We start from the raw sequence: 16,370 nt of genomic DNA on the forward strand, positions 1-16,370 counted from the left end.
CTTTCTATATAATGACTTTAATGTGTCAAACTTTTCTTTAAATGTTATGTGAGTAAGTCTGTTGTATGTAAGCTCCTTCATTTTAATTTGCCTCCCCCCTTAGAAAATTAACAATATTTTCGTATGTTCCTTTTTGCACAGATAGGACTATTACTTTTTGAAAAAGAGTGCTTCCTGTAATTTCTTTGTATGCAGATTCAACTGGATTTATTGTTACTTTAGTGTCTAGTGCCTCAAATAAATTAGATACTAAAATAACATTTTTATCTTTACTGCTTGCTTTTCCATTTGCAGCATTACTGCCATAATTAGAATCAAGTATCGTGATTAAAGCATCTTTGTAATCGTTTGCTTCCTTAACAGAAGAACGGACGTGATTAATTGCATTAATCCAATATTGTATCTCCTGTTCGTTTAATCGACCAACTAGATCGATTTTTGCAGTGTTGAGTAACTCTTTTGTTGTTTCATCGTGACTTTTGTCCTTATGAAGATTTCCTGATTTAACCTCAGTAATCCATACACTATTATCTCTTGAATCATATACAATAAGATCAAACCCTTTTTTTATGGACTTCTCTTCAAGATTAAAGAATGCAGATGATATTTTAAAGTTATCAAATGACTCAATCATCATTAAATGAGAAATGAACTCACCGATCATACCTTTTTTGGTATTATCGGTTTTTTTATCATAACGCTCCAAAAAAGACTTTAATGTTGACTTGTAGCTATACAGGGCACTACCGGAGTGAGCGCTGCCATGGCATATAGAAGTTAAATTTCTTCTAATAATATCTTTTAGATCATCAGATATGTAGCGTATATGGAACAGCCCGTAGGGGCCATAATCTATAAAATCCACACCGTCAATATCGTTGGACATATACTTTCCTAATCAAATAACGAGGCAGCTATCTTATTACCGATGTATTAAGAGTGTTTTATAAAGTTTCATTTTTAATTTACTATTATCGCTTGATAGACGGTCATTGAAATACAAAATAGTGCACGCCTCTCTACCAAACTATCATAAACATGCAGTCCTATTGCTAAAACCGAATTTCTACCGACCCTGTACTACGCGTTGCCTCGCCGTGATAAACCGCTTCGATATTATTGCCGTCCGGGTCGAGGACAAAAGCTGCGTAATAGCCGGGGTGATAATTACGCTCACCGGGGGCGCCGTTATCTTTGCCGCCATTGGCCAGTGCTGCCTGATAAAAGCGATCTACCATGGCGCGGTCTTGCGCCTGAAAGGCGAGATGGTGGCGACCGGTCAGCACCCCTAGCGCGGCGGGGCTGTCGATGGCGGTAACAAACAGTTCGTCCGCCCAGAAGTAGCCATCACCTGTGCCGCCCAGCGGAATATCGAGGCTGGCCAGGGTTGCGGTGTAAAAGCGTTGGCTGGCAGCCAAATCTTTGACCACCAGCTGGATATGGTCGATCAAGCGACCTCGATACAGGGTTTGTGTTTCCATACACCACCTTGATTTGCATGTTGTGGGTGAGTCACCGGCTTGGCAGGCAGGGGAATTGGCATGGCTACCGCCCCTGAATTACAGCTTCCAGTCTGCTGCGGTTCACCAACGGGATGGGGTTGGCATGGCTCATGGGAGACTCCGACGAGGCAATTGTTGCCAAATGGCAATATTAACCATGGCGCTGTGGAGAGAAAGCTCAATATTGAGATTTTCTGTGCAAGATCAATAAATTAATCAAATGTCACCCACGATTGATGACGCGCCGAGATAGCGTGAGCAACCATTCTTGAGCTATCGCCATAGAATATTCATGGTTATATCTGGCTTGAACCAGCATAAAACTCTTTGTTATTGTCCGCATCTCCCGATGAAATAGCTTATTTATCTACAAATCAACAAGATAGCATTATGTGGTGGCGTCGCGGGGGCATCTGCTATCGGGAAGGAGAGTTATGAAGTCGCAGTTCAAAGTGGCGCTGGCCATGTTGGCCCTGTTCGTCGTCCAAGGCTGCACAGCCCCGGATTCATCCGCCAAACGCAATGCACCCAGCCCTGTGCTGACCGTGCATTACGAAAGCGCCCCCCTGATCCCCGTCACCATCGCTGGTGAGCAGTACCAGTTTTTGCTGGATACCGGGGCCAGTATCACCTTTATCGATCGTCGTCTGGCCAGCTGCTTCAAGGCGCTGACCTTAAGCGAATTGCCCAGGGCCTATCAGGCTGATTTTGCCACTGTGAGCAGCGTTTCGAGCCAGCTGGGTAGCGAGCAGCTTGGCTTTGTTGAGCCGCAGCCCTTCTCGGTGGGGTCGGTCACCATTGATGACAGCGAGCTGTGGGCAACTATTGATTTCGATCTTTTCTCCCAGTCTCTCGGCAGCCGTATCGATGGCATCCTCGGGATCGACACTATCCGCCGTTTCAACTGGGTGTTTGATCGCGACAGGCATCAGCTCACGGCTTCGCTGACGGCTCCGTCGGCTGCTACGTTCGAGCGTTGCATCGGCTATGAAGACAGCTACAACCGCTCCCCGGCAGTCTATCTGACCCACGGTGAGAGTAGCGTGCGCATGTATCTGGATACCGGGGCCGATCAGAGCTATGCCGACCATGCCTTTATCGACTTTATGGCGAGCCAGAAGGCGATCTCTGGCGAAGATGCGATGCCACGCAAAGGGGTGGATGCCAGCGGTATGGTGGAGGGGCGTGACCATATCCTCACCGGCCTGCACTTTGATGAGCGCCAGCTCGGTGAGCTGCGAGTGTCGGAAAACAGCAATGAGCAGTATGGTCTGGGGCTGGATTTTGTTAACCGCTTCAATCGCTTTGCGATCATGCCCGGGCGGATGATGCTCTGCTACGACGCCGACAGCCTGGCGCGCAAAGTGCCGCCAATCCTGCGCAATATCGGGGTGCGCTTTGATGGCAAGCATCTGCAGGTCTACTACAGCGATGAACGGGATCTTGCCCCCTATGGTCTGGCCAACGGCGACATTCTGGAGCAGATCAACGGGGTGGCTTATCGTCCCCTCGAGATCGACAAGGTGCGTGAACTGCTCAGCACCGGCAAGCCGGGGTCGCTCAAGTTGCGAATTGTGCGGGAAGGAAAACCGCTGGATATCGCCATCTAGTCAAGGTGGGGGCGGCAAGACGAGCCGCCCCTATGAGCCTCAGCCCTTGGTCGGATTTTCCATGCAGGTGAGGGTTGGCTGACCGTAACGCTCCAGCGTGGCGTCGTCCCCCTTGGTGAAGAAGGTGAGGTTTTGCCCTTCATAACGGGCGCCGCTGGCGCTGGGGACTTCATAGGCGAGCACTTGTTGCTGCTTGTCGCCCTCGCTCAGGTTGATCACTGCGGCGGGCAGCTTGGCATCGTTATAGAAGTAGGTGGAGAGAGTGACGTTCTTGCCACACTGGTAGTTGACCGGAGCCGGCACCATCAGCTGGCCGCCGCTGATCTGCAGTTCGGTGATCCGCAGCAGGTAGTTATCCTCCACACACTGGCGCAGATCCTGCCCCTTCCAGCAGTCGTTACGCCCCTTGATCCAGCCGCGCTGCATGGCGCGCTCTGTCTTGAGCTGCTCGGGAGAGAGCGCGGCAATCGCCTTGGGGTAGAGGGCCGCCAGTTCGTTATCAAGGGCGGCCAGTCCGGCATCCTTGCAGATCAGGGTTTCGACCGACCCGGAGGCTTTGGTGCAGTCAAAGGAGGGGGTTGCGGCGCTGGCGAGCAGAGGGGCAAACAGCAGGGTGGCAAGCAAGGTCTTGTTCATCGATAGATTCCAGCAATGAGGAGGGTATATCTGCCTACTACAGCACACTCTACAGGGCAATGCAGCTTTGGGGGCGAGCGCATTTTGCTCTGCTGCGTGTGCTGGCGACCGGTTTTGCCGCGCTACTCCAGTGGGGAGGGGAACGGTTGCTGGATGAGGCCAACTTGTTTGAGAACTGCTCAGGAGTGGTCGCTATTTTGAACATTCAGACAGGCCTGCAACATTGTACTTTCACTCCTGTTCGAGAGGCGTGCTAGATTTGCCGCCTTTTCTTAATAACAAGAAGGTTAGCTATGTTCAGGTTGATGACGGGGGCCTTGCTGGCCATCATGCTGTCCGGTTGTGCGGCCATGTTTAACGGCACAAGTCAGCAGGTTTCCATTCGCAGTCAGGATCCGGATGCGGAGATCTACGTCAACGATATGTTGCTGGGCCATGGCAATGTGATTACCTCGTTCAAGAAGAAAGAGGAGTACACCATCACGGTCAAGCGTGCTGATTGTTACTCGGTGACAGTGCCGGTCTCCAAGTCGTTCGATGCCACCACCCTGCTCGGGATCTTTGTCGATTTCGGCGTGGTCTCCATTCTGGTGGTCGATGGGGTCGGCACCGGCGCCTGGCAGAAGTTTGATCAGAATGCCTTTATCGTTGACCCCATCTGCAAGAAAGCCTGATCAGTATTGATGGGGCATCGGATGATGCATCCAGACAGAGATCTTTGCTGATGTGAAAAACCCGACACTCCTGGCCGGAATGTCGGGTTTTTTGTGGCCGCGATAAAGGGGGGAGGCGGGTTGCCCGGTCGATCAGGCCAGCGCCAGTTGTTGGCTGCGGGCGCGCCACAGCCGCTCGTGGAAGAAGAACACCACGGTATTGATGGCCGGTTCGATCATCGCCATCACGCCGCCGGTGAGCAGCTCGCCGCTCAGCAGGAAGGCCACTCCGAAGGCCACCGAGAAGTGGACCACCGCGAAGCTGCTGGTCTTGGCCTGCAGGCTGTGATTTGGCTTGAGCTTGTGCCAGCCAAGGTCATGAAAGTAGAAGGCGACCGTGTTGACGGCGGGCTCTATCAGGGCGATCAGGCTGGCGGTCAGCAGCTCACCGGTCAGCAGGTAAGCCACGGTAAAGGCGACACCGAAGTGCAGGATGGCAAAGCTGATGGTCTTTTTCATGATGGCGGCTCCCTCTGTTGATGATGAGAGTATCCGCCGAAATGAGATTAAATGAAAACTATTCTCATCTATTGCCAGAATAGAGAGAACCTATCAACGGGCGAGTGGCCGGTGCGGTTCAGCGGTTGCCAATCGCAGCCAAGGCGATAAAGTACAGGTTCTTCACACTTGCCCATGAAAAAGGATCTTTCATGAATATCAATGCCACCCTGCTTGGCCAGTTCATTGCGTTGCTGATGGTCATCGTCGGCGTCATCGCCTGGCGACTGGCGCGCCGCAAGAGCGAGCATCCGGCGCTGATCACCCTTATCTGCTCCTTGCTCTGTCTGTTTCCGCCCTTTGGCCTGTTGGCCCTGTTGCTGGTTGCGCTGAAACAGGATCTGCCCGCCCGCTCATAGGGTGGGCTGGTTCAGGCTGCTGCACACACCGGCCGCACCAATAGCAAAAGCCCCGTGATGGGGCTTTTGCATTTGAACTCGGTGAGCAGAAGACCTTGGACACCCATCTTTTGGGTTCGGGCTATGCTACGCCTTGCTCAAAAAGGTGGGTGTCCCAGATTTGCTGCATTTCTTATACTCCCGTTACTTTGTTACGGCCAATTGGGAACGTTTTTGTAAAGAGAGCTGGTGCCAAGCAGCCGCTTGGTACTGCTCACATCAGCCTCAACATAATTGGCAAAATTATTCATGGCATAGTCAGCAAGCTCTTGTGCACTTATCTGTAAACTCATGTCACTCGGTTCTACGACTTGCAGCCACGCTGTCCTGCCAGCCTCTACAGCGATAACGGCATAAAGATTGACCTGATCAGATCGGCAGACTAGCGCGATGCCATCGATAATCTGCGGTTTATTGCCGGTATTCAGGCAGTGGTCGAAGAAGTCAGCATAGATGCCCACAACACCAGGCAATTTGACCGTTAATTTTTCCTGGATAGCATAGGAGGAGCGGAAAAACTTACCTCTCGGAAAATCAAATGTGTCATCAACCGAAACCATGAGAACGCTGAATTTGTCATGTGCGAACTCAATTCCCGATGCAGGTGTGTTCTGGGAAGGGTTGGATTGGCAAGCAGCTATCAAAAATGCACTGGCAACTACCGGTATCAGGTTCTTCATTTTTTCCTCGATCATGCACATTTCAACGCATTTCGGTCATGAGGCTATTTGCTCTACTTTAACCGTACCTTTCATTCTTGATGCCACTTCGGTTGCTTGCTCATGGTCGAATCCTCGGGCCTCATGAATTTCTGATGATGCGCGAGGTTTGCCATCTTTACTCAGACTCGTAATGTAAAGTGGCCCCGTGGGAAGTCCGTGGTCTTCGATTTTAACGATCCAGCTCCCTGGAGGGGCTTTCATGGGAGGTGGAATTTGCTCATGCTCAAAATTGCCATTTTCATTACGATTGATTGCAACAGCAATAGCATATCCTGCGCCTCTAAGTTTGGCTGATGCCCACGCTTTTGCAGCAGTTTCATAGATTATCGCAGCTGCTGGATCCCATAGATAATTACTCGGAGATGCGGTTGCCAAGTAACCAGCCTCTATCTCGCTGTAAACTGCATAGCCTATTCGTTCTGACATCCTGTTTTCCTTTTCTGTTGATGCCTAACGTTTGAATTCAGCGGCGGCTGAAAGCCGTCCGTTGGAATGATTTGTTAAAGACCTTGGACACCCATCCTTTGGGTTCTGGCTATGCTACGCCTTGCTCAAAAAGGTGGGTGTCCCAGATTTGTTATTAGGTTTAATTTCTTTCCAGCGTCATTTCTGATTCTTCTACAGTACCATCAGGTTTCGTCACTTTTCTTTTGGCTCTAATTGTATAGTTGTTGTAGATTGCCCAGACTAAAACAGCGCCACCAATAACTGCAATTGCAATCAATACAGTTGAGCTAACAGTTACGGATAATGCGGCAGCCCCCCATCCAACAGGATTCCAAAAATTAGTTGCTGCGACACCTGCAGAAGCAATTGCTGCACCTAAAGCCAGTTTTGAAGTGTTTTTTACAGTGGTAATGCTTTCAGCTAACTCTTTACTCATAACATGAATTGTTTGAGTATCATTATCAATAGCTTTTTTAAGTTCTTCCTTGGTGTATACAAAAGCGGTATTGTTCATTTGTGTATCCCTCCAGTGATTGCTCTGCCCAACAGTGATTAGATAGAAAGCGGCACTAATCCGTTAGCAGAGCATTCCATATAACTCCGTAACATTTTCATTGCCGCCAAGTAAAAACAACCATTAAATCATAACGTCATCAGCTTTCTTCGCATGCTGGGCGTATTCGCTTGACTTCCTCTTTTTGCGCCACCGTTACTACGGTATAAAAAATAAGTACTCAGCGAACTCTTGGCAAGCGCCGCCAGATCACGCCTGCGTGAGCAGGTCAGAAATAAAAATGAGGCCGTCATATGTTGACTGGGTAGTCGTGGGCAACGTTCGCTTATCCACTCCATCCGGCATGGCTACCGCCCCTGAATTTCAGCTTCCAGTCTGCTGCGTTTAACCAACGGGATGGGGTTGACATGGCTCATGGGGTGACTCCTACGAGGCTTTGTTGCCAATCGGGTATATTAGTGGCGGGCAGGCGGAGGGAAAGGGCCAGATGGCCGATTTCTGATCTGGATCGACTAATTGGTCAATAACGACTGATCTGGTGTGCAGATGGGATGCGTGGCCGCCATTGGTGAGGAAAACCGTTAGTGGGGAAAAGAGTGAGTGGGTAAAGCGGTAGCGGGTAAAAAACAAGAAGCCCCTGAACGGGGCTTCTCTTTGCTGGCCATGCCGCCACTGTGAACGGCTTGGGTGAGCGACTTGCTGGCGCGTTGACCGGGCCTACTCTGCGGCCTTGTTGAGCCACTCCACCTTGTACTGGGCGCCGGCGCCCTGTGCCAGCTTGGCACACAGAGGTTTGAGGAAGGCTTCAATCTGCTCGTCCAGCATCCAGGGGGGGCTCACTATCAGCATGCCTGAGCCGTTCATGCCCCAGTCGGCAGTCTGGCCGGCCACTTCCAGCTCGGCCACCAAGACGTTGCCGAAGTTTTCCCGCTTGATGGCGCGCAGCATGTCGCGGGATTTGTCCGCCTCCTGCCCGAGGATCGGATACCAGAGGGCGTAGATGCCGGTCGCCCAGCGTTTTTGCGCCTTTTTCAGGGTGTCGACCACGGCGAAGTAATCTTCCTTGAGCTCATAGGGCGGGTCGATGAGCACCAGCCCGCGGCGCGGGGTCGGCGGCAGCAGGGCGATCAGTCCCTCGAAGCCGTCACGGTGGTGCACGGCAACGCGGGGGTCATAGCCCATGTTGGCGCGCAGGTCTTCGACCTCGTTGTTGTGCAGCTCCATCAGCGCCAGCTTGTCCTGCTCGCGGGTGAGGCGACGGGAGAGCTCCGGCGAGCCGGGGTAGTAGTGCAGCTCACCGCTGTTTCCTTCTTGAGCGGGGTTCATCTCCTCGATGACGCCGAGATAGGGGGCCATGGCAGGCCACTGGGCCCGCTCGTCCCACAGGCGGCCGATGCCGTCGGCATACTCGGCCTTCTTCTGGGACCTGTCGCCGCGCAGGTCGTAGAGACCGCCACCGGCATGGGTGTCCAGCACGATGAAGGGTTTCTCCTTCTTCTTGAGGGACTCGATGATCAGGGCCTGAACGGCGTGTTTCAGCACGTCGGCATGGTTGCCGGCGTGAAAGGCGTGGCGGTAGCTCAGCATATTAGATCTCTGAGGGGGCCCTGCTGGGCACCCAGTAACGATAGATAGTTCAACAAATTGCGGCTGTTGCCGCGAAACAGGGAGAGGCTACGCAGGGTCTGCAACAGGACGCCCTGTTGCAGCCGCTCCAGCTCCAGCTCGTGGGCCAGCATCGACTGATACTGCTGTTCGTCGAGTCGCGTCTTGGCGCTCTGGCGCAGGGCGCGCCACGGGGTCAGCACCGCTTCGGTCTGCACCAGCGCCGGTTGCAGGTCGGTCAGATCGACCACGATGCCGAGCTGATCGAGCCGGTGCAGCAGCAGCGCGAGATTGACGTTGCCCCCCTGCTCCTGCACGGTGAGCCAATCCTGGCTGCGCTCACCATAGACCTTGCCGCTCCAGTGCCAGAAGCCGATCGGCGTCGGCAATTCGTGGATCGCGACCCGCTCGCTGGCCATCAGCTGTTCGTCACGCAAAGAAGGCTTGCTCCATGGTTTCCAGCTCTTCGGAGAGGTTCATCCACTCAAGCTCCACCTCTTCCAGCTGCTCCTTGAGGGGGCCCTGGGATTTGAGCAGTTCGGAGAGCTTGTTCTTGGCGCTCTCTTCGTAGATGGCGGGGTCGGCCAGTTGGCTCTCGATGTCGCCAAGCTTGCCTTGCAGCTTCTCCATACTCGCTTCGAGCTTTTCCAGCTTCTGGCGCAGGGGACGGGTTTGCTGGCGGAACTCCGCCTCGCGCCGCTTCTGATCCTTGCGCGCCACTGCCGAGTTGGCAGAGACGGGGCCATCAGCCGGTTTGGCGTTGGCCTCTTTCTCCTGCTCGCCGAGCCACTTGTGGTAGTCGTCCAGATCGCCGTCGAACGGCTCGACCCGGCCACCGTGCACCAGATAGAAGTCATCTGTGGTGGTACGCAGCAGGTGACGGTCGTGGGAGACCACTACCATGGCCCCTTCGAAGCCTTGCAGCGCCATGGTCAGGGCGTGGCGCATCTCCAGATCCAGGTGGTTGGTCGGTTCATCCAGCAGCAGCAGGTTGGGTTTTTGCCAGGTGATCAGCGCCAGCACCAGCCGCGCTTTTTCGCCGCCAGAGAAGGGGGCTACTTTGTCGAGCGCCTTGTCACCGTGAAAACCGAAGCTGCCCAGATAGTTGCGCAGCTCCTGCTCGGTCTTGTCCGGCGCGAGGCGGGCCAGATGATCGAGCGGGGAATCGTCGAGACGCAGGGTCTCCAGCTGATGCTGGGCGAAGTAACCTATGCTCACCCCGGCGCTCACTTCGAGCTTGCCGGAGAGCGGCGGGTTGGAGCCGGACAGCATCTTGATAAAGGTGGACTTGCCGGCGCCGTTGCGACCGAGCAAACCGATGCGCGAACCCGGTACCAGATTGAGTTTGATCTTCTCCAGGATCACCTTGTCACCGTAACCGGCAGAGAGGTTCTCCATGGCGATCAGCGGGGTCGGCAGGGCCGACGGCTCGCGAAACTCGAAGCTGAATTCCGAGTCGGCGTGGGCGGGCAGAATCTTCTCCATCCGCTCCATCGCTTTCAGGCGGCTCTGGGCCTGACGAGCCTTGGAGGCCTTGTAGCGGAAGCGATCCACATACGCCTGCATGTGGGACATCTCCCGCTGCTGCTTCTCGTACATCGACTGCTGCTGGGCCAGCTGTTCGGCGCGCTGCAGTTCGAAGTCGGAGTAGCCGCCGGTGTATTCGTTGAGCTTGCCGTTCTCGATATGGATGATGCGGCTGATGACCGAATCGAGGAAGTCACGGTCGTGAGAGATGAGCACCAGCGTGCCCTGATAGCCCTTGAGCCACTTCTCCAGCCAGATCACCGCATCGAGATCCAGGTGGTTGGTCGGTTCATCGAGCAGCAGCAGATCGGAGCGGCAGAGCAGCGCCTGGGCGAGGTTCAGACGCATGCGCCAGCCACCGGAGAAACTGCGTACCGGCGAGCTCAGCTGCTCGTCGCTGAAACCGAGGCCGTGCAGCAGTTCGGCGGCGCGGGCGCGAATGCTGTAGGCGCCGATGGTATCGAGGCGACCGTGCAGGTCGGCCACCAGCAGACCATTGTCATCCTGCTCGGCCTGCACCAGCTGAGCTTCCAGCGAGCGGAACTCCTTGTCGCCGTCGATCACATACTCGAGCGCCGAGCAGTCGAGCGCCGGAGTCTCCTGCGCCACGCCTGCGATCTGCCAGCCAGCGGGCAGGCTGAAGGTGCCGCTGTCGATGGCCAGCTCGCCCCGTACCAGTGCAAAAAAGGTGGACTTGCCACAGCCGTTTTTGCCCACCAGACCCACTTTGTGGCCGGGGTGAATGGTGGCGGAGGCGTTGTCCAGCAGCTTGCGGCCGCCGCGGATCAGTTCGATTTGACTGGCAACTATCATGGGTGGGATCTGCTTGCTCAAAATGGAGGAGAAAAACTGGCGCGGATCTTACGTGAAATGACGCTGATTTGCACTGTAGCGAAGGGCTGGCCACTGGCTGGCGCTGCAAAAACATGCCATAACAGAGAAACCAGTTTGGTTACGGGAGGTTAGCATGCATATCAGGGATATTATGACGACCCGGGTCGCCACCGTTTCAATGGATGATCGACTCCGAGTCATCAGGGATATCTTCGAGCAGGCACACTTTCGCCACCTGCTGGTGCTGGAAGAGGAGGAGTTGGTGGGGGTCATTTCGGATCGGGATCTGTTCCGCGCCATCAGCCCCTATCTCGACTCCGAAGCCGAGATGAGCCGCGATACCGAAACCCTCAACAAGCGGGCCCACCAGATCATGAGTCGTCAGCTCGTCACCATCGCTCCCCATCTCACCGTGCGCGACGGCGTCAAGCTGATGCTGGAGAAGGGGGTTTCCTGCCTGCCGGTGCTGGAGAATGGCGCTCTGGTCGGCATCATCAGTTGGAAGGATTTTCTCAAGGCGGCGCTGGAGAGTGACGCACTGGTTTGAGCCCAACGCTCATCGCCATTAGCTGACAGAGAACCAATATAGAGAGAGGGGAGCCAAGGCTCCCCTCTCTCTATATTGGCTTTGCCGACAATGCTGGTTTGCACGCTTGCATCATCACGGCTCGGGCTGCCCTGCGACAAGGCAGGAGGGACCGCTGCCGGAGAGGTGTGGCTGAAGATGGGTGCGGATCTCCTGCAGGGTGCGCTGGTACTGCTGGGCATGCTGATCGAGAAACGCGGGGCTGTGCTTGAGGCGCCGCTCCAGGGTATCGACCAGCAGCGCCACCCTGGGCGCGGCCATACCCGCTGGCCAGCAGTGTTGCAGCAGCTCCAGCAGTTGCCAGGCATCGCCCGGCAGGGCGGGGAACTCCTCCAGCAGCTGTAAGCCCGCTTGCAGGGCAGTCTGATACTGGCTGGCCTGCATCGCCTTGTGGCGCAGCTGGCGCAGTTCGCTCAGCCTCTGCTCTCTCGCCGTCAGACGCTGGCCCAGCTCGGCCACCAGATGGTGGAACAGCTGGCGGGTGAGCGGGTGGGGCGCCACCCTGACGCGGTATTGGGTCAGTTGGGTCAGGTAGCGCTGGGCGTGGTGGGGCAAACCACAGAACTGGCTGACCGCAAAGCCGAGCAGCAGGGTGAGGTGGTTGTCGCTCCCCTCATCCGGCTGGTGGTGGGCAATCAGGATCAGCGCCTCGTCGAAGCGGTAATCCAGCCCCAGCATCAACGCCTGCAGCAGCTCATATTCGTGGGGTTGCAGGTGGACGGTGCGCTTGAGGTGCTCCCACTCCTGTTGCAGGGAGCGGATCCGGTTGCTGGAAGGGGCGTGCCACAGCACCGCCAGACTGGCATTGAGCATGAAGCTGTCGATGGCGAGCCGGACGCGCTGCTCGCCGAAGTGGCGCAGGGTCAGGCTGTTGGCCTGCTCCAGCACCTTCTCCTCATCTTGCAGCACCAGCCCGAGCAACATCGCCAGCTGATGCCAGCGTGGCTGATGGGGGCGGATCTGCAGCAGCTCTCCCATGGTCTCCCAGGCCGCCAGCCAGTAATGCTGATGCAGTTGGCTGGCGAGTTGCAGCTCCAGCCGGGTGGCCATCGAGACGCTGGCTTGATGGCGCTGCAAGTCGGTCTGGGCGCTTTGTAATTTGCCGAGCCCCAGCATGGCATAGAAAAGCCCGGCCCTTGGCCAGCTCGCCTGATACTCGTTGGCACAGAGGGCATAGTGCTGGGCGGCGGTGATCCGCTCGGCTGATTGCAGCAGCAGGTAGCCCTTGAGTCGATCCAGCCAGGGGGTCAGCGAGCGATTCTCACGTTGAAACAACAGGTCTTCACAGAGGGCGGTAGCCAGTTGCCACTCCCGCAGCAGAATGGGGGCGGCCAGCGTGCGGGTCAGGCTGCTTAACTTCACCAGCTGGCCGAGCACCGCGGCGAGCTGCTGGGTCATGAAGGGGAGGGGCAGATAGAGGGAGAAGTAGAGATCCGAGGGGAGAAACTCCTGCTCGCTCTGATCGGCATCGAGCAGCAGCAATACGCAACCGGGTTGCAGCAGGCCGAGATAGTGCGCTTCGTGCAGCAGCCGGGCTCCGTCAAGATCCTGCTGCTTGTCCTGCTGACAGATGATGGCGTCGAAGGCGTGCTGTTGCAGCAGGGCCAGCAGGCCACTGCGCTCGTGGTTTGGATGGCTGTGGTAGTGGATCCGGTCGGCGGGCACTCCCTGTTCGGTCAGTTCCCGGGTGATGGCGCTACGGAGCAGGGGATCCTCTTCGAGCAGCAGTATCGTCATGCAGGTACTTCCTGTGAGCAAACCATTAGGTTGATTATGGTAGACCCAAGAGGAACATAGGCACAGCACTCGCTGAGTGAAAAGCTGACAGTAGCCAGCAGGGTGCTGGAGGGCGCACTATGGGCTGTTATTTCAATCGGTTATGCCATCTCTCAGGGCGGCAACCTGTTATTGCCGAGGGCGGGCCTGTGCCCCGAAGGGGCAGTCGCTCTGGCGGATCAGCCGCGACTCCTTGCCCTGTTCCCCCAGCCAGCTCAATTCCAGTTTGCCGAGGCGGCCCAGATGGCGCAGCTCGAACTCGTAGCGCTGGCAGAGGTTGTCCTGGGGCAGACTCGCCATCCCCGCTGGCAGGCGGTATTGATAGCGCAGGAGTGGCCCATCTTCCAGCTTGCTGGCCACCGGCACCAGCCCCTCTGGGGTGGGCTGCGGCGCCCCGAGTGCGCGGCGCAAACTGAGCGGGGCATCGATCGCCTTTTGATAGTGCAGGCCGTTCATCGCCGCCAGCTCCTCTTCCAGTCGTTGCAACTCCCCTTCCAGTCCATTGAGCGCGGCCCCCAGCTGCTGGTGGGTCGTTGACGAGGCGCAGCCACCCAGCAACAGGGGGGCAAGCAGCAGGGCGGCTCTGATGGGGGGCACGGCATCTCCTTGGCTATGACGATGAAGTGTGAAGGTCAGGTCGACTGGCCCTGACTATAGCAGGGGGTTGCTGGGGGGCGTCCCCTGCAGCAGTTGGGCCAGACGGGCCAGCCCCTCGCCGACCCGGGCGTCGGTGGCGGGTTGGCTCAGGCTCAGGCGCACCCCTTGCGGAGCGGCAAACTGACCGGCGGCGAAGTGTTCCCCGCTCGCCACGCCAACGTCAAGGGCATCGGCGGCAGCGGCAAACTGCTGGCTGCGCCAGGGCTCAGGCAGCGGTAGCCAGGCGTGCATGCTGCCCGGCTGCCAGCGGGCGGCGGGCAGCAGGTGGCGCAGCAGTTCACCGCGGCGTTTGAGGATCTCCCGCTGCTGCTCGACCAGCGGCATGATCTGGCGCTGACTGACCATTTTGCAGGCGAGCTCGATCAGCAGCGGGCTCACCATCCAGCTCGACAGCCGCATGGTCTGGGCGAAGGCGCTGCGCAGGGCAGGAGGCGTCAGCACGAAGCCGACCCGCAGGCCGCCGCAGGCGATCTTGGCCAGACTGCCCAGATAGATGACCCGCTCCGGCGCCAGATTGACCAGAGGGATCACCGGTTGCTGGGGCAGCAGGCCGTTGACGTCATCCTCGATGATCAGCAGATCGTGGCGACGGGCGATGGCGACGATGGCCTCCCGCCGCGCCAGACTCATGATAGCGGTGGTGGGGTTTTGCAGGGTCGGCGTGAGGTAGAGCAGCTTGGCCCGGCGGGTACGGCAGGCGGCGTCCAGCGCTTCGGGCAGCAGCCCCTCCTCATCCATTGCCAGTCCCACCACCTGATTCTTCAGCTGGCGAGCGTTACCCAGCATACCGGGGTAGCTCAGCCCCTCGCACAGGATGGTCTCCCCTACGCAATTGGTAGCCAGCAGCGCCAGCATGATGCCGTGCTGGGCGCCGTGGCTGAACAGCAGGCGAGCCTCACTGCAGGCCACCCCTTGCTCCGCCAACCAGTTGACGAACTGCTGGCGCTGATCCGGTCGTCCCGCCTCCTTGTCGTAGCCGAGCAGGGCGTTGAGATCTCCGTCCGCCACTTCCCCCAGCATGGGGCGAATGATAGCCGCCCGATCCAGCTGCACCGGCAGATTCTGCCACAGCTCGATGCGATGCCCCTCCTCCTGGCGGATCACCCACTCATTGGCGGGATCCGTGTTCGCTCCCTTGACCCAGGTGCCGTGGCCCACCCGGGCGGCCAGCAGGCCGCGCCGCTCCGCCTCGCTGTAGGCGCGGGTGACGGTGCCGACGGTTACACCCAGACGATCCGCCAGGGATCGGTGGGTAGGCAATCGGGTCTGCGGTGGCAGCTCGCCATTCGCGATCCCCTGTTCGATCGCTTTGACCAGCTTGAGGTAGAGGGGGCCATCGAAGGCCGCAAGGTCGGGCGTCCAGATTGTCATGGTGACAATAAATCCATTGATCAAAATTTGTTGTCAATATAGCGTGAATTTCAACCTGACAACAACCAAATAGCACACATTGTATCGATACAATGTGGCGAATAAGGAGTCACAATATGACGATGGAGTGGTATGTCACCCTGTTCGGTTTTGCCGTACTCACCTGCGGTACGCCGGGGCCCAACAACCTGATGTTGACGGCTTCCGGTGCCAACTTTGGAGTGCGCCGCACCCTGCCACATCTGCTCGGGGTGGGGTTGGGGCAGCCGGTGTTGCAACTGGTGCTGGCGCTGGGGCTCTATCCCCTGTTCGAGCGCTGGCCCTTGTTGCGCCTCGGTTTGCAGATCTTCGGCAGCCTCTATCTGCTCTGGCTGGCGTGGCGTATTGCGGTGGCCGGGGCGCCGGGGGATCCGGCCCGGCGCGCCCGTCCGCTGACCATGCTGGAGGGGCTGGGCTTTCAGTTCCTCAATCCCAAGGCGTGGATGATGGGGATCTCCGCCATCAGTCTGTTCAGCCTGCCCGGCGCCAGTTACTGGCCGAGTCAGCTGGCGGTGATGACAGTGTTTGTGCTGGTAGCGCTGCCGGTCTGCTTTGTCTGGGTGCTGTTCGGTCATCAGTTGAGCAACTGGATCAGCTCGGATCGGGGCTGGCGGCGACTCAACGGTTCTCTCGGCCTGCTGACGGCGCTCTGTGTGGTGATGCTCTGGTATTGAGCCGTGCAGCGCTGATGGGCGAGGGGCTGAGAAAGAGGCATTTCTGACTTGTCGCCACGGGGTTGGCTCTGCATATTAGAAGGCTTTCCCCATAATGGGCGCGTTGCATCGACAAGAGGTTGAGATGGATCTGAACTGGTTACTGCCCCTGGCGGGGTTTGCCCTGGTTACCTGCGGCACGCCGGGGCCCAACAATATGTTGCTCACCAGCGCCGGGGCGGCGCAGGGTTTTCGCCGCACGATTCCCCTGCTGGTGGGGGT

General features: G+C 57.0%; 18 protein-coding genes and 1 pseudogene. 6 read left to right on the forward strand and 13 right to left on the reverse strand.

Going from position 1 to position 16,370, the window contains the following annotated elements:
* Window positions 1-82 precede the first annotated feature (82 nt).
* Window positions 83-886, reverse strand: a complete 804-nt coding sequence (locus DBR30_RS12560; RefSeq protein ID WP_108539746.1) for a Hachiman antiphage defense system protein HamA — start codon at window positions 884-886, stop codon at window positions 83-85.
* Window positions 887-1,052: 166 nt separating this feature from the next.
* Window positions 1,053-1,481 carry a VOC family protein gene (locus DBR30_RS12565; RefSeq protein WP_108539749.1) on the reverse strand — a complete coding sequence of 143 codons (429 nt, stop codon included), beginning with the start codon at window positions 1,479-1,481 and terminating at the stop codon, window positions 1,053-1,055.
* Window positions 1,482-1,936: 455 nt separating this feature from the next.
* Between DBR30_RS12565 and DBR30_RS12570 the strand changes: the two genes are divergently transcribed.
* Window positions 1,937-3,112 (forward strand): retropepsin-like aspartic protease, encoded by a 1,176-nt coding sequence (locus tag DBR30_RS12570; protein ID WP_108539752.1) that lies wholly within the window; start codon window positions 1,937-1,939, stop codon window positions 3,110-3,112.
* 39 nt (window positions 3,113-3,151) lie between these two features.
* Here DBR30_RS12570 and DBR30_RS12575 read toward each other — a convergent pair whose 3' ends face one another.
* Entirely contained in the window at window positions 3,152-3,748 is a 597-nt protein-coding gene (locus DBR30_RS12575) for an MliC family protein (RefSeq protein ID WP_108539755.1), read from the reverse strand.
* A gap of 293 nt (window positions 3,749-4,041) precedes the next feature.
* Between DBR30_RS12575 and DBR30_RS12580 the strand changes: the two genes are divergently transcribed.
* The gene (locus DBR30_RS12580) at window positions 4,042-4,422 is read left to right on the forward strand and encodes a hypothetical protein (RefSeq protein ID WP_108539757.1); all 381 of its coding nucleotides are present in this window, start codon (window positions 4,042-4,044) and stop codon (window positions 4,420-4,422) included.
* A 132-nt stretch (window positions 4,423-4,554) separates the two neighbouring features.
* Here the strand turns inward: DBR30_RS12580 and DBR30_RS12585 are convergent, their stop codons facing one another.
* A complete protein-coding gene (locus tag DBR30_RS12585; RefSeq protein WP_042084552.1) occupies window positions 4,555-4,920 on the reverse strand; it encodes a DUF2061 domain-containing protein in 366 nt (121 codons plus the stop codon).
* Window positions 4,921-5,111: 191 nt separating this feature from the next.
* On the opposite strand from DBR30_RS12585, the gene DBR30_RS12590 reads away from it, so the two are divergent.
* Entirely contained in the window at window positions 5,112-5,318 is a 207-nt protein-coding gene (locus DBR30_RS12590; RefSeq protein WP_005354562.1) for a hypothetical protein, read from the forward strand.
* Window positions 5,319-5,509: 191 nt separating this feature from the next.
* Here DBR30_RS12590 and DBR30_RS12595 read toward each other — a convergent pair whose 3' ends face one another.
* From DBR30_RS12595 to DBR30_RS12610, 6 genes are all read right to left on the reverse strand, one after another.
* Window positions 5,510-6,052 (reverse strand): hypothetical protein, encoded by a 543-nt coding sequence (locus DBR30_RS12595; protein ID WP_108539760.1) that lies wholly within the window; start codon window positions 6,050-6,052, stop codon window positions 5,510-5,512.
* A gap of 21 nt (window positions 6,053-6,073) precedes the next feature.
* Window positions 6,074-6,505, reverse strand: a complete 432-nt coding sequence (locus DBR30_RS21090) for a hypothetical protein (protein ID WP_146181042.1) — start codon at window positions 6,503-6,505, stop codon at window positions 6,074-6,076.
* A 160-nt stretch (window positions 6,506-6,665) separates the two neighbouring features.
* Window positions 6,666-7,040 carry a hypothetical protein gene (locus DBR30_RS21095; RefSeq protein ID WP_146181043.1) on the reverse strand — a complete coding sequence of 125 codons (375 nt, stop codon included), beginning with the start codon at window positions 7,038-7,040 and terminating at the stop codon, window positions 6,666-6,668.
* A 717-nt stretch (window positions 7,041-7,757) separates the two neighbouring features.
* Window positions 7,758-8,627, reverse strand: a complete 870-nt coding sequence (locus tag DBR30_RS12600) for a 23S rRNA (adenine(2030)-N(6))-methyltransferase RlmJ (RefSeq protein WP_108539763.1) — start codon at window positions 8,625-8,627, stop codon at window positions 7,758-7,760.
* On the reverse strand, window positions 8,621-9,082 hold the full coding sequence (locus DBR30_RS12605; protein WP_181363570.1) for a DUF2390 domain-containing protein: 462 nt from the start codon (window positions 9,080-9,082) through the stop codon (window positions 8,621-8,623). Before DBR30_RS12605 ends, DBR30_RS12600 begins: the two co-directional genes overlap by 7 nt.
* Window positions 9,075-10,985: an ABC transporter ATP-binding protein gene (locus DBR30_RS12610; protein ID WP_108539766.1), complete on the reverse strand. Its 1,911-nt coding sequence runs from the start codon at window positions 10,983-10,985 to the stop codon at window positions 9,075-9,077. The genes DBR30_RS12605 and DBR30_RS12610 overlap by 8 nt, the downstream gene beginning before the upstream one ends.
* Before the next feature lie 154 nt (window positions 10,986-11,139).
* Here DBR30_RS12610 and DBR30_RS12615 point away from each other — a divergent pair, with 154 nt between their 5' ends.
* Complete coding sequence (locus DBR30_RS12615) at window positions 11,140-11,553, forward strand: CBS domain-containing protein (protein WP_040068349.1); 414 nt, start codon at window positions 11,140-11,142, stop codon at window positions 11,551-11,553.
* Window positions 11,554-11,667: 114 nt separating this feature from the next.
* Here the strand turns inward: DBR30_RS12615 and DBR30_RS12620 are convergent, their stop codons facing one another.
* From DBR30_RS12620 to DBR30_RS12630, 3 genes are all read right to left on the reverse strand, one after another.
* A complete protein-coding gene (locus DBR30_RS12620) occupies window positions 11,668-13,329 on the reverse strand; it encodes a hypothetical protein (protein WP_108588370.1) in 1,662 nt (553 codons plus the stop codon).
* A gap of 168 nt (window positions 13,330-13,497) precedes the next feature.
* The gene (locus DBR30_RS12625) at window positions 13,498-13,965 is read right to left on the reverse strand and encodes a hypothetical protein (RefSeq protein WP_108539916.1); all 468 of its coding nucleotides are present in this window, start codon (window positions 13,963-13,965) and stop codon (window positions 13,498-13,500) included.
* Between the two features lie 54 nt (window positions 13,966-14,019).
* Window positions 14,020-15,396 carry an aminotransferase-like domain-containing protein gene (locus tag DBR30_RS12630; protein WP_108539919.1) on the reverse strand — a complete coding sequence of 459 codons (1,377 nt, stop codon included), beginning with the start codon at window positions 15,394-15,396 and terminating at the stop codon, window positions 14,020-14,022.
* 116 nt (window positions 15,397-15,512) lie between these two features.
* On the opposite strand from DBR30_RS12630, the gene DBR30_RS12635 reads away from it, so the two are divergent.
* Window positions 15,513-16,109: a LysE family translocator gene (locus DBR30_RS12635; protein ID WP_108539921.1), complete on the forward strand. Its 597-nt coding sequence runs from the start codon at window positions 15,513-15,515 to the stop codon at window positions 16,107-16,109.
* Window positions 16,110-16,233: 124 nt separating this feature from the next.
* Window positions 16,234-16,370: pseudogene (locus DBR30_RS12640) on the forward strand (LysE family translocator); the annotation flags it as partial.

The organism is Aeromonas sp. HMWF017 (genome assembly GCF_003061465.1).
GTDB lineage: Bacteria > Pseudomonadota > Gammaproteobacteria > Enterobacterales > Aeromonadaceae > Aeromonas > Aeromonas veronii.